This is a genomic window from Mycobacterium sp. E802 (assembly GCF_001666875.1).
Taxonomy (GTDB): Bacteria; Actinomycetota; Actinomycetes; order Mycobacteriales; family Mycobacteriaceae; genus Mycobacterium.
The window spans coordinates 21,293-34,286 of sequence record NZ_LZJD01000165.1; the positions used below are offsets into that span (position 1 = coordinate 21,293).

Here is a 12,994-nt window from a genome sequence, read left to right on the forward strand (position 1 = left end):
GTCTTGCGGGATATAACAATTCGACGCAGCGCAGCCCGGTTCGGTTCCATCCGATTTCTACCGCACCACATGGGCCGACCGGATCGCCGCTTCACATGCGGGCCGGACCACCTCACCGGCTCCCGAAGGGCTCTGGCAGCCGAGCGCGATCCGGACCGGACCGTCCGCGAGCACGCCCCATCGGATCTCGCGTCCGGAACGGACTTCCCGGTACCGGACCACCGGACGCCCGGCGACGACCGCCGCGCGATCGAAGTCGACGAAGACTCCCGACGGTTGGCCCGCAAGTGCCTCCTGGAGGGTGTCGGCGATCGCGCCGTCGCCGACGGCGGACTGCGTCAGGTGGAGCATCACCTGCGGGTCCGACGGCGAGACAATCTGCACCCGAGCCGATCCCGGCCCGTCGGTGACCCGCTGCACCGTCCACCCGGCCGGTATCTGGACGCCGACACGGCCCTCGACCAGAACGGTCATCGGCGGGGTGCGCCCGTGCCAGGCGGCAACGGCCAGTCCTCCCAGGATCAGGGCCACCGCGACGGCCACTGCGACGGCCGCGCTCATCATCGATCGACCCCGACGGGTCGGCGCATCCGCAGGCACCGGGGCAGCGGATGCGGTGGGCGCGGCGCGCCAGGCGCCGACGTCGGCCGACGTAACATCCATCCCTGCGGCACGCAGTCCGGCCGCCACGGCAGCACCCAGACCGGCGGCTGCGATGACATCCGGTGGCGCATCGACGATCACCCCACCCGCGCCGCCTCCCATCGCGATCACCGCGCGCACGATCGCGGCCGGGTCCACATCGGGTTCGTCGCCGTCGGCATGGCGGGCCACGACCACCGGAACGGCGTCGGCCTCGCCACCCGAGATCACCACCAGCTCGTCGGCGATCTCCACCACCATCCGGGACACCCCGCCGACCACCCGGTTCAGGGCTGGAATCCGCTGCATCACAACCACTTCAACCCCTGACGACGTGGCCGCGGCGGCCAACCTCCGCCGTTGATCGGCGGTCCACCACGTCGGGCAGACCAGCGTGAGGTGGTCCGCGCCCGCGCCCGCCGCGTCCAGAAGTTCTGCCCACAGATCCGCTGCCGCTACCGGTTCGTCCTCGACCAGCACGGTCTCGTCGTCAATTCCGGCCACCGCGATTGCGGCCCGCGCAGCCGGCACCGGCCCCGGCCCGCGCACCGTCACCGGGCCCACCTCGACGACCGTCGTCACCACGGTTCGTCCGGCCCGGGTATCGCGACCTGCACCAGTTGATCCGGCGCACCGCGGGTGATCAATGTGCCGCGTCCGGGCGGAAGCCGTACCGGTCTCACCGATCCCCACAGCACGCCCTCGTCGGGGCTTGCGCTCATCACCAGGCCCATGCCGCCGAGATCTTTGACCGCCGCCAGGACCGGATCGAACATGGCCCGGGCCGCACCGCCCGACCGACGGGCCACCACCAGATGCACACCGAGATCGCGCGCGTACGGCAGGACGTTCGACAACGGAGACAACGGATTCGCGCCGGCCGTGGCGACCAGATCGTAGTCGTCGACCACGATGTAGAACTCCGGGCCGGTCCACCAGGATCGGTCGCGAAGCGCCCCCTGCGTCACGTCGGGCCCGGGCATCCGGCTACGCAGAATATCGAGCACCGGCGGCAGCGCGGCCTCGAGCGCGCCGGGCGAGGCGGCATATCCGGTCAGATGCTCCGATTCCACTGCACCGAGCAACGCCCGGCGGAAGTCGACGATGAGCAGCTGCACGTCCGACGGGTCGTTGGCGGCCACCAGATCGGCGCACAGTGCACGCAACGCGGTGGATTTGCCGCAGCCGGTGTCACCGAGGATCACCAGATCGGGGTGGGCCGCGAAATCGACCAGCACCGGGGCGAGTTCGCGTTCACCCAGCCCCAGCAGCACCTCGGTGGCGCGACGCCGAGGCACCGGCGGCAGTTCGTCGCTGCACACCCGCGGTGGCAGCAGCCGGATACGCGGGGCCCGGTCACCACCGTGCTGAGCAGACAGCGTGTCGGCGACCCGGTTCAGCGCCGCGGTGATTCCGGTCGTGCTCGGTGTGCCGTCCAGCCGGGGCAGCGCGACGAGCAGCTCCCTGCCCTCACGGGTGAGCCCGGTGCCCGGCCGGCCGAGACCGAGCTCGCGGGCACGCTTGCGGTCCATCTCCGATTCGGCGGGATCACCGAGCCGCAGCTCGATCCGGGTGCCCAGCTGATCCTTGAGCGCCGGCCGGAAATCAGCCCACCGCGACGCGGTCACCACGATGTGCACACCAAGCGAAAGGCCCTGTACGGCAAGGGCGGTAATCGCCGGCTCCAGTGAATCGAATTCACCACGGAAGCTCGACCAGCCGTCGATGACCAGGAACACGTCACCGAACGGATCGCCGACTTCCCCGGTGGCGCGCCGTGCCCGGTACTCGGCCATGGAGCTGATGCCCAGTGCGGTGAAGCGGTCCTCGCGGACGCGTACCAGAGTCTGCAACTCGGCGATGGTGCGCCGAACCAGATCGGGATCGCCGCGCCCGGCCACCGCCCCGACATGCGGCAGTGCCTGCAGTCCACCGAGTGCGCCGCTGCCGAAGTCCAGCCCGTAGATCTGTACGTCACGCGGAGCATGCGACGCTGCCAGAGCGAGCGCCACAGTCATTGCGGCGGTGGACTTCCCCGACTGCGGGCCACCGACGACCGCCACGTTGCCCTGGCCGGCAGCCAATTCCAGCAACAGCCGGTCACGCCGTTGCTCGAAGGGGCGGTCGATCAGGCCGATCGCCACGGTGAGCGGCTCGTGATCGGTGAACAGCACATCACTGAGCGGGATGGCCGCCGGCAGCGGCGGCAACCACACCTGGTGTGCCGGTGTCCCGTGACCGCTCAACCGATCGACGACACGCTGCAGCACGGTCGTCGTCGCTGCCGGCGGTGACGACCGGGTTGATGCCGTCCAGGACAACGAGAAGCGCCGCGGGGCGGGGTCGTCGCTGTCCTTCGCGCGGAAAGCCGGCTGTCCCAGCGTATGTGGTGCCGAGGCGAAGGCGGTCTGAAATCGGACGATCTCACCGGAGGGCGTCTTGAGGTAGGCCGCTCCCGGTGTGTTCGGCAGCTCGTACGCGTCGGAGATTCCGAGCACCGAACGGGACTCGCTGGGCGAGAACGTCTTGAGGCACACCCGATAGGACAGGTGGCTGTCCAAGCCACGCAGCCGGCCTTCATCGAGCCGCTGACTGGCCAGCAACAGATGGATCCCCAGCGATCGTCCGAGCCGGCCGATCGCCACGAACAGCTCGGCAAAATCAGGGTGCTGCTGCAGCAGCTCGGAGAACTCGTCGACCACGATCAGCAGGGCCGGGAGGCCGGGCAGGTCGGTGCGACGCCGGTATTCGTCGAGGTTCGCGAGATTTCCGGCCGTCCGCAGCAGTTCCTGCCGACGGGTCATCTCGCCGGCCAGAGCGTCGGCCATCCGCGCCACCAGGTGTGCTTCCTCGGACAGGTTGGTGATCAGCGCGCTGACGTGGCGGGTTCGGTTCAGGCCGAGAAACGTTGCGCCACCTTTGAAGTCGATCAGCACCAGGTTGAGCACCTCAGGCGGATGGGTGGCGATCAACCCGAGCACAAGGGTGCGGAGGAACTCCGACTTACCGGATCCGGTGGCACCGACACACAGCCCATGTGGTCCCATCCCGTCGTGCGCCGCCTCTTTCAGGTCGAGATGCACCGCGCTGCCGTCCTGGGTTCGCCCGATGGGCACCCGAAGGAACCGCTGCAGTGGTGGTGGGTGCACCGGCGGCTCCATCCGTTCCACGTCGTCGACACCGATCAGCGCCGGCCAACCGGAGGTGTCCGGCACCGGTGCGGCCCGGTGCCGCGCCAGCCGTCGGGCGCACGTGAGCGCTTCGGTGAGGGTCAGCTGATCGACGCGCACCGGCGTATCGCCGCATCGCGGAACTTCCGCGTCGAGGTCCAGATGTAGATCGGCGGTGCCGGTTTCGGTGGTCGCGGCCACGCTCAGCAGGGTGAGCGCGCCACCGGGCCCCGGATTCGCGACGCCGGCGGTGACCGAATCGACGATGACGACGGTGTGCACGGCCGGGTCAGCGCACGGCAGCTCGGTGAGCCTACGGACCCGTAATGGGACGGGCTGCCCATCGGGAACGGAACTCCAGTGGTGTGCAAGCCATTTCAGCCAGTCCCAGTGCTCGACCACGGCTGCGCCGAGGACCGCCGCGATCCGCACGTGTCGAGGGCTGTGGGCCGTCGCCAGCTGGCAGATCACCGCCCGCAGCAGAGCCCGAGACGTGTCCACCGACCCAGCCACGGCGAGGTGGCCAAGCTCGCGGAGGTTCACGGTGACCGGTGCGTCGTCTACCATCGACCGGCGCCGGAGCAGTTGCCCCAGAGCCGATGCCGTTACCGGATCGGTTTCTTGCCCCGAGGTGTCTTCGTGCCAGTTGTCTTCGTGCCAGTTGTCTTGGGCCACCACCAACCGCGTCCACAGCGGCTGCTGCCCGACTCCGATCCGCACCTCACAGAAGTCCGGCGCGTCCGGGCGACGATCCCATATCCGCTCCGCCGCAGCCAACGTCCACAACCGCCGCGGATCGGGATGCGCCGCATGCGCCTGGAGCCACTGGGAGCGGGCTGTTTCAGCTGCCACGGTGTCGACCCCATCGAGGTAACGGAGGTACGCGCAACGGTCCCGGTGCAGTTCGGCGGCTCCGCCGCCGCCCCTGAGGCCGAAGACGACGGTGCCGATCGCCGACAGGGCCATCATGATCGGGAACATCATCGCCGTGGGTCCGCGCGTCGCCATGGCCCCCGACGACACGTACACCGCGATCATGCCCGCCATTGCCACCACAAGCACAATCGGGAACACCCTGGTCAGCGGGTTGACCGGGGCACGGCGAGGCAGCGCGGGCGGCGCGTCGACCACCATCTGCCCGGTGCCCGGCGAGCCCGCCGCGGCGGACCCGCGGGTCGCCGGTGGTGTGCAGGAAGGTTCCATCGACTTTTGGACGCATGCCGGCCCTGTCCGGTTCCCATTTCGGCCCAGAAAAATTCGTGCGTCGGGGTGCGCGCCGGGTCGGTTACCGTGACAGTGTCGGCGTCAACCGGGGGGTGATGCGATGCCGGATTCGTTGTGCCACGTATCGATTCACTGCGGATCGTCGAACGGATCGTCGAGCGCGGCCGATTCCGGGAATACGTTCGATCTGTCCCTGCCCAGGGCGTTGACCGTCGGCGAGCTGCTGCCCTGGATCGTCGATGTCGTCAACGCAGGCCATGGCGCCCCGCACCGCTGGCGGCTGTCCCTTCTGGGCGGATATCACCTGGACGAGTCGGCCACGCTGACGCAGAACGGGATTCACGACGGTGATCTGCTCGTCCTGGAGGGTGTCGACGAGCACCCGTCGCCGAATCGGACGCTGATCACCGCCCTGACCGTGCACGCGCCCGATGAGCGAATACCCATCAGCGTGCGCGCGATGGGCTGCCTGTGGACCTGCGCGCTCGGTCTCCTCGCGGCGTTGTGGGCCGGTGTCGACGGCCACGGCTGGGGGCGCATCGCCGCAGCGGCGGCCATCGCTGTCGCCGTGGGCGCCGTGGCAATGGCCGCGCACCGGCTGGACCTCGAACCAGCACTGGCTACGGTGGCCGACGCCGTGGCCGTGGGGTGCGCCGCGGCCCTGGGATTCCTCGTGGTTCCGGGCGGACCCGCTGCGGCGAACGTCTTTCTGGCTGCCGTGGCAGCCGGCTCGCTCGGTGCCGTCCTGCTCCGGTTGCCGGGGCGCGACAAGGAACTCCTGATTGCGGTGGTGACTGCCACCGGACTGATCGCCGTTGCCACCGCGGGCGCGGTGTTGTGGGCCTTGACGACGACCGCATCGGCTGCGCTGCTCAGCGCACTGGGCATCGGCTTGTTGCCACTGGCCCCGCGGTTGTCCATCGCACTTGCCGGCCTGACACCCCCGGTGCCTGACTGCGGGTCAGAAGGTATCGCTGTCAATGCTTCTGACGTGGATGCCCAGGCCCGTGAGGGGCACCGCAACCTGGTCGGCCTGGTCCTCGGTTGTTCGGCCGCGGCCGCATTGGGCACCATCACTCTCGTGGTCGCCGGCCTACGGCAGGTGAGCGCAATCGAGGTCGCGTTCGCGGTGTCTGTCGGCGTGGTACTGCTGCTGCGCACACGTACCTACGCGTCCGGCCGCTGCCGCATCGGATCCATGGTCACCGGATTCTGTTCACTCACTGCCGCTTTCCTGCTCGTGGTGGCGTGGGCACCGGAGTATGGCGGATGGGCCGGCGTGATCGCCGTTGGCGCCGGACTCGCCGGGCTCTGGCCGGTCCGGTTCGAAAGCCCGCTAACCGCCCGACTCGCCGATGCGGCGGAATACGGTGCCCTGGCGGCGATCGTCCCGCTGGCCTGCTGGCTCGGCGGGGCCTTCGATGTCGTACGCGCCGCGGGGTTGTGGTGAGCAGCGCGGGCCGGCTGGTTGTGGCGGTGATTGCCGGGTTGCCGTTGGTGGCGATCACCCCGGCCCAGGCTGTGGGGCCTGCAGTTGTCGTCCCACCGGCGGTCGATTCCACCTTGCTCCCCCGACCGGCGCCACCGGCGCCGCCCCGGCCGACGCAACAACGCCAGCCCTGTTACCGATCCGCCGCGGCTCCCACCACGGTCGTCGGCACCCCGCTGGCGTTGGACTCGGTGTGGCCGCTGTCGCGGGGCGAGGGCCAGACGATCGCGGTGATCGACACCGGCGTCGCCCGGCACCGGCTCCTGCCGCACCTGGTCGGTGGTGGCGACTATGTGTCACACGGCGACGGCACCGCTGATTGCGACGGCCACGGCACCATCGTCGCCGGAATCGCCGGTGCCGCAACGGACAACGGCTTCAGTGGGGTGGCGCCCGATGCGACCATCCTGGCGATCCGGCAGTCGAGCACCAAGTTCGCCGAGGCCGCCGACGCGACGGGCGTGGGCGATGTCGAGTCCTTGGCACAGGCGGTCCGCACGGCGGCCGATCTCGGCGCCACTGTCATCAACATCTCGTCTCCGGCCTGTGTGGCAGCAGACTCCGCACCCGATGATCGGGCACTCGGTGCGGCCCTGAAATTTGCCGTCGAGGAACGCAACGTCGTGGTCGTCGCCGCGGCCGGCAACGTCGGCGCGGGCTGTGCCCAGCAGGACGCGCCAACCGGGCCGAGCGGTCAAGCCGACTGGGACAGTGTGCGTTCGGTGTCGAGCCCGGGCTGGTACGACGATCTGGTGCTGTGCGTCGGATCGGTCGGACGCGACGGCACGGCATCGGATTTCAGCCTGGCCGGGCCCTGGGTCGACGTGGCCGCAGCGGGTGAAAATCTGACCTCCCTGCATCCCGACGGCGAGCACCTGATCGACACCATCGGTCGGCACACCGCGATCTCGGGCACCAATTACGCCGCACCCGTGGTGGCCGGGATCGCCGCACTGGTGCGCGCCCGCTTCCCCCGGCTCAACGCCCGCGAGGTGATGCGTCGGATCGAGGACACCGCGCGCACTCCCGCCGGCGGCTGGAATCCCGTTGTCGGACATGGTGTTGTCGACCCGTTGGCCGCGGTCAGCGGCTCGGCACCGTCGGGTCCGGCGGCACCGTTGGTGCGGGCATCGGTGACGCCATCCATTCCGGCCCCGATCGATTCGCGGGCGCGACGTATCGCCTTCGGTGGCGGCGGTGTGTGTGTCGGCCTCACGGTCCTGATCGCACTGGCGTTGTCGACCAGCGGGTTACGCCGGCGCCGCGGGTAGCCCGGACAACGAATCCCGCGTAACCGAGGCCGCTTCGCGGCTCAGCTCCGGTCCCCGCGGCAGCATCGCCAGCATCGGCCACGGTGCAGGCACCGGCGTGGTGCCGAGACCCAACAGCTCAGCAGTTGCCCCGTCACGGATTCCGAACAGCACGCCGAGGTCGTCGAGGAGATACAGCGGGCCACTGAAGCCGCCCGCGCCGTCCGCGCCCTCGACCCCGGTGGCCTGCAGCAGCACGCTGCGCCCGGCCGGGATGTGGGTGCGGTCGACGTTCGGCCCGGCCCCGTCGGCCTGAGCCAGTTGAACGCTGCCGTCGGGAAGTGAATCAGCCACGACCACTGCGGTATTCGCGGACGGTTCGGACGGTTGCGTACTCCACCGGGCACAGATCACCGCTCGCGCACCGGTCAGCACCCGCTCCGGGAACCGGCCCACGGCAAGGCTGTGGGCGATCGGAACCGCGGCGAGGTCGTCGGCGGCGATGACCGGTGGTTCGGCGCCGGGCTGCGCCACGCTGAACCGGATGACGTCAGCGGCCACCCGGCCGATACGTTGAAGCCCGTCGGTAAGCACCACATAGAACTCGGCCGGGCCGGTGCGCACCACGCGCACCACGGTGCCGACGGGCAGCCCGCCCAGCGCAGCCGGCCCGGGCGTACCCACGCCGGTGATCGAGGGTGCGCGCAGGGCGGGGACCTCGGGGACGGAGTCCAGCAGCGCTTGCGAAACCGGCTGAGCGGTAACCTGATCGAGATGAAGTGCGCGTACCACCGCGATATCGCGCAGGTCGACGCGAGCCCGGCGGCCATCGCTCAGCAGGTAAGTGGGCGCTCCCGCGGTGCGTGCCGACACCAACAACCCCTGCCCCTCGGGTATCGGCGCCATTGCCGGCCCAGCCAGAAGCACTGTCTCGGCAGGCTTCCTGATATCGCAGATGGCCCAATCCGTTTCGTCGAGGCGCAGCGGTGGGCCGAGATGCGAGGGCGCACCGGGGATGCCGACCAGCGGGCCGCGCCGAAGCTTCGCCAGGGCCGCCTCGTTGACCGCGACCGGGTTCGCCGGTGCGCCGGCGACGAGCCGGGCCGAGGTCAGGTTGAGCGCGGGGTGTACGACGTCGCCGACCCTGACGTACAGCGCCCCGGTATCCCGGGCCATCAGGATCGGTGCCTCCCGCGGTGCCGCACCGGGCCGCACGACGGCGATCACCGCGCACACCCCGACTGCGACGGCGGCCAGCACGCAGCCTGCGCTGTAGGCCACGGCTTGTGCGCGCAACGGATCGTCGAGCATGCGGGCATCACCGCGGACCAGTGCATGCGCCATGCGTCGCATCAGAAATCGATGCCCGCTGAGCTGTAACCGAGTGGCCGATCGCCGTGCCATATCTCCCCCGTGGGCAACCCTATCCCGGGGCGAGACACCACGATCACGCCGATTTACGACCTGGGGTCAGTCGGCGCGTTGCCGCTGCCGGTAGGCGGCGACGTGCTGACGGTTGCCGCAGTTTCCGGTGTCGCAGAAAATGCGGGAACGGTTGCGTGACAGATCGGTCAACACGGCCTCACAGTCGGGCGCCGCGCAGATCTTGAGCCGGCGGAGTTCACCGCCGCGGATCAGATCGGCCAGCGCCATCGCCATCTCCGCTCCCATCCGCTGCGCCAGCGGGTCGTCGACCGAGGCCAGGTGCAGATGCCATTCCGGCATCTCCTTGTGGCGGGTCAGCCACGGCGCGGCCTTGGTGTCACTGAGCAAGGCGTTGACCCGACGGACCGTCTCCTCTTCGTCGGCGGCCACCGCCCAGATCTCGCCGAGTCGTCCGCGCAGGCCGCGCACGGCCGCCAATTCGGCCTCGTCGCGGTCGCGTCGCCCGGTCCATCCGAATTCGTCGAGATAGGCGCTCAGCGCGGCCTGGTCGGTGAGCGTCTCGCCCGTCACCCGATCGGTGTTGACCAGCACCATCGCGGCCCGCAGTGTGAGCTCTGTGTCATAGGTGAAAAGCATTTGACTCATGACTCCCTGTCGCCGTAGCGTCAACACTACTGTCACTACCATAGACATTTTTACTCATGACATGCCCCCGGGGAGGTGTACCGATGACCGCCGAGATCCAGCTCAACCGCACGACCGCCGACAACCACTTCCGACTCGGACTGATGTTCGCCGTGAGTTCCGCGCTGGCGTTCGGGTCATCGGGCCCGTTCGCCAAAGCGCTGATGGAGTCCGGTTGGAGCCCGACCGCGGCCGTCACGGCCCGGCTCGCCGGCGGCGCGCTGATGATGGCCGTCTTCGCCTGCATCGTGCGCCCCGGTTGGCTTCGCGAAGTGCGCGACCATGCCCGGACCGTCGTCGCCTACGGCGTCTTCCCGATCGCCGGCGCCCAACTCTGCTACTACAACGCCGTCGCCCACCTGTCGGTCGGCGTGGCCCTGTTACTCGAATACACCGCGCCGGTCCTGGTGGTCGGCTGGGTATGGGCCACCACTCGCCGGCGCCCCGGCGCCATGACGTTCGGCGGGGTGGCACTGGCGATCGTCGGGATCATCCTGGTGCTCGACGTGTTCAGCGGCGCCCACATCAACCTCGTCGGGGTGGGCTGGGGCCTGGCCGCCGCCGTGTGCGCCGCCTGCTACTTCCTGATGTCCAACCGGGTCAGCACCGACGGCGACGGGCTCAATCCGATCAGCCTGGCCGCCGGCGGCCTGATCGTCGGCACCGCAGCGGTGTCACTGCTCGGGTTCAGCGGTGTGATGCCGTTGACCTTCACCGCCAACGCGGTGATGCTCGCCGGGCACGCCACCGCGTGGATCGTGCCGGTGTTCGCCCTCGGTCTGATCCCCACGGCGCTGGCCTACACCCTCGGCATTCTCGGTATCGCCCGTCTCAAGCCGCGCTTCGCCTCACTGGTCGGCCTCTCGGAGGTACTGTTCGCGGTCCTCATCGCGTGGGCCATGCTCGGCGAGGCCATCTCGATGAGCCAGGCGATCGGCGGCGCGGTGGTGCTGACCGGGCTGGCCCTGGCCCGCCAAGGCGACCGTAGTGAGCAAACGATTAGCCTTGGCTAACCATTTTGTGTGACTATGGCGGTCGTGACTTTTCTGTGGAAGCCGTTCCGGCTGGCCGCCATGGTCTCAGCCATCGTCTGCGCAGGCGCCCTGGCCACCGTCTCTTCTCCGAGCATCCCGACCGCCGCGGCTGAGCCCTGCTCCGACGTCGAGCTGATCTTCGGGCGCGGCACCAGCGAGCCGCCGGGCATCGGACGCGTCGGGCAGGCCCTCGCGGACGCACTGCAGGCGCAACTCGGCGGCCGCACGGTGAGCACCTACGGCGTCAACTACCCGGCCACCTACGACTTCATGGCCGCGGCCGACGGCGCCAACGACGCCACCAACCGCGTCGCCACCCTGGCCGAGCAGTGTCCCTCCACCCGTGTGGTGCTCGGCGGCTACTCGCAGGGCGCCGCGATCGTCGACATGCTGATCGGTGTGCCCCCGTTGGGCAACAAGGTCGGTGAGGTCGGCTCGGCCCCGCCGCTGCCCGCGGATCTGAACAAGAACATCGCCGCGGTCGCGGTCTTCGGCAACCCGTCGGCCAAGTTCGGCATCCCGGTGACGTCCAGCCGGTTCGGCGGACGTGCGATCGACCTGTGCAGTGACGGCGACCCGATCTGCTCCGGCGGCCGAAACCCGTTTGCGCACACGCATTATGAGAGCTCGCCGTTCATTCAGCAGGCTGCCGGGTTCATCGCCGGATTGGTCTGATCCGGCGGCCCGCTCGCGGCAGACGTTACGATTCGGTGTGGCCAATGATCTTGTTCGTCGCTGCACCGTATTCCTCGCGGCAGCGCTGACCGCTGCTGTCGCCGTCCTCGCCCCCGTGCTGATGCCCACTCCCACCGGGAGCCTCGGCGTGGCCGCGGCGGACTGCCCCGACATCGAGGTGGTCTTCGCGCGCGGTACCAATGACACGCCCGGCCTCGGCCGGATCGGCAACGCGTTCGTCAGCTCGCTGCGCAACAAGGTCGGCGGTCGGTCGGTGGGCGCCTACGCGGTGAACTATCCGGCCAGCTTCGACTTCCTGGCCGCGGCCGGCGGTGCGAACGACGCCTCCGGCCACATCCAGTGGATGGTGGACAACTGCCCCGACACCCGGCTGGTGCTCGGCGGCTACTCCCAGGGCGCCGCGGTGATCGATGTCATCGCCGCCGTACCGTTCCCGGCCGTCGGCTTCACGGCGCCGTTGCCGCCGAACGTGCCCGAACACGTCGCCGCCGTCGCCGTGTTCGGCAACCCGTCGGCCAAATTGGGTCTGCCGCTGACCGCGAGTCCGGTGTACGGATCCCGTGCCATCGACCTGTGCAACCCCGGCGATCCCATCTGCGGCGACGGCGACAGTGTTGCGGCGCACCGCGCCTACGAAGGCCCGGCCAACGAGGCCGCCGGCTTCGTCGCCGGGCTGTTGTAGCCAACGTCCGCTACGATCGCTTAGGTGGTCAAACTTTCGGGTGGCCGACGACTTCGGCGATGGATCTCGGTAGGTGCCATCCTGGCTGCGGTCGCTACCGCGCTGCCGGTGGGCTCGGCGGTCTTTTCGGGCTCGCTGGCCGTGGCCGACGCGGCGCCGTGCCCTCCGGTCGAGGTGGTCTTCGCCCGTGGCCGGACGGAGCCGGCCGGGGTCGGGACGCTGGGCAACGCCTTCGTCAATGCCCTGCGCTCGCGGGTCGACAAGACCATCGGCGTCTATGCCGTGAAGTACCCGGCTGACACCGAAGTCGACATCGGCGCCAACGACATGAGCAGCCACATCCAGTACATGATGAACAACTGCCCGGACACCCGGTTGGTGATCGGCGGATACTCGCTGGGCGCCGCGGTCGCCGACGTGGTGCTGGCCGTTCCGTTCACCGGTTTCGGGTTCAAGACTCCGCTACCGGCCGGCGCCGACGGGCACATCGCCGCGGTCGCGCTGTTCGGCAACGGCGCGGCCTGGGTGGGCCCCATCAGCAACTTCAGTCCGATCTATGCCGACCGCACCATCGAGTTGTGTCACGGTGCCGATCCGATCTGCAACCCGGCCGATCCCAACACCTGGAAGAACAACTGGCCCGATCACCTGGCGGGCGCCTACATCGAGGGTGGCATGGTCAACCAGGCTGCGGACTTCGTGGCGGGCCGGCTCTGACCTGACCTGACCTAACGTTG

The 12,994-nt window shown here is 69.4% G+C and carries 10 protein-coding genes; 6 read left to right on the forward strand and 4 right to left on the reverse strand.

All coding sequences use genetic code 11. The annotated features are described in order from the left end of the window. Window positions 1–57 precede the first annotated feature (57 nt). Both A5699_RS24415 and eccCb read right to left on the reverse strand, forming a co-directional pair. Window positions 58–1,224 (reverse strand): type VII secretion-associated protein, encoded by a 1,167-nt coding sequence (locus tag A5699_RS24415; protein WP_231965817.1) that lies wholly within the window; start codon window positions 1,222–1,224, stop codon window positions 58–60. Beyond that, the gene (gene eccCb, locus A5699_RS24420) at window positions 1,221–5,015 is read right to left on the reverse strand and encodes a type VII secretion protein EccCb (RefSeq protein ID WP_067775184.1); all 3,795 of its coding nucleotides are present in this window, start codon (window positions 5,013–5,015) and stop codon (window positions 1,221–1,223) included. The genes A5699_RS24415 and eccCb overlap by 4 nt, the downstream gene beginning before the upstream one ends. Before the next feature lie 121 nt (window positions 5,016–5,136). On the opposite strand from eccCb, the gene eccD reads away from it, so the two are divergent. Together eccD and mycP are read left to right on the forward strand one after the other, a co-directional pair. Further along, complete coding sequence (gene eccD / locus A5699_RS30045; protein ID WP_067775187.1) at window positions 5,137–6,486, forward strand: type VII secretion integral membrane protein EccD; 1,350 nt, start codon at window positions 5,137–5,139, stop codon at window positions 6,484–6,486. Next, window positions 6,483–7,796: a type VII secretion-associated serine protease mycosin gene (gene mycP, locus A5699_RS24430; protein ID WP_067775332.1), complete on the forward strand. Its 1,314-nt coding sequence runs from the start codon at window positions 6,483–6,485 to the stop codon at window positions 7,794–7,796. Before eccD ends, mycP begins: the two co-directional genes overlap by 4 nt. Here the strand turns inward: mycP and eccB are convergent. Next, complete coding sequence (gene eccB, locus A5699_RS24435) at window positions 7,776–9,179, reverse strand: type VII secretion protein EccB (protein WP_067775190.1); 1,404 nt, start codon at window positions 9,177–9,179, stop codon at window positions 7,776–7,778. The two genes, mycP and eccB, sit on opposite strands and share 21 nt — an antisense overlap. A gap of 66 nt (window positions 9,180–9,245) precedes the next feature. Next, on the reverse strand, window positions 9,246–9,797 hold the full coding sequence (locus A5699_RS24440; RefSeq protein ID WP_067775193.1) for a CGNR zinc finger domain-containing protein: 552 nt from the start codon (window positions 9,795–9,797) through the stop codon (window positions 9,246–9,248). A 92-nt stretch (window positions 9,798–9,889) separates the two neighbouring features. Here A5699_RS24440 and A5699_RS24445 point away from each other — a divergent pair, with 92 nt between their 5' ends. The 4 genes from A5699_RS24445 to A5699_RS24460 all read left to right on the forward strand — a co-directional run bounded on the left by A5699_RS24445 (window position 9,890) and on the right by A5699_RS24460 (window position 12,974). Next, a complete protein-coding gene (locus A5699_RS24445) occupies window positions 9,890–10,858 on the forward strand; it encodes a DMT family transporter (RefSeq protein WP_067775195.1) in 969 nt (322 codons plus the stop codon). A 15-nt stretch (window positions 10,859–10,873) separates the two neighbouring features. Then, window positions 10,874–11,554, forward strand: a complete 681-nt coding sequence (locus A5699_RS24450; RefSeq protein ID WP_067775198.1) for a cutinase family protein — start codon at window positions 10,874–10,876, stop codon at window positions 11,552–11,554. A 37-nt stretch (window positions 11,555–11,591) separates the two neighbouring features. Then, the gene (locus A5699_RS24455) at window positions 11,592–12,257 is read left to right on the forward strand and encodes a cutinase family protein (RefSeq protein WP_067775200.1); all 666 of its coding nucleotides are present in this window, start codon (window positions 11,592–11,594) and stop codon (window positions 12,255–12,257) included. Between the two features lie 63 nt (window positions 12,258–12,320). Beyond that, entirely contained in the window at window positions 12,321–12,974 is a 654-nt protein-coding gene (locus A5699_RS24460) for a cutinase family protein (protein WP_369806768.1), read from the forward strand. Window positions 12,975–12,994: the final 20 nt, after the last annotated feature.

What these genes read in the sequence shown, in the direction of transcription:
- A5699_RS24445 (WP_067775195.1), top strand. Translation starts at nt 9,890, where the DNA reads ATGACCGCCGAGATCCAGCTCAACCGCACGACCGCCGACAACCACTTC.
- eccCb (WP_067775184.1), bottom strand. Translation starts at nt 5,015, where the DNA reads ATGGAACCTTCCTGCACACCACCGGCGACCCGCGGGTCCGCCGCGGCG.
- A5699_RS24450 (WP_067775198.1), top strand. Translation starts at nt 10,874, where the DNA reads ATGGCGGTCGTGACTTTTCTGTGGAAGCCGTTCCGGCTGGCCGCCATG.
- eccB (WP_067775190.1), bottom strand. Translation starts at nt 9,179, where the DNA reads ATGGCACGGCGATCGGCCACTCGGTTACAGCTCAGCGGGCATCGATTT.
- eccD (WP_067775187.1), top strand. Translation starts at nt 5,137, where the DNA reads ATGCCGGATTCGTTGTGCCACGTATCGATTCACTGCGGATCGTCGAAC.
- A5699_RS24440 (WP_067775193.1), bottom strand. Translation starts at nt 9,797, where the DNA reads ATGCTTTTCACCTATGACACAGAGCTCACACTGCGGGCCGCGATGGTG.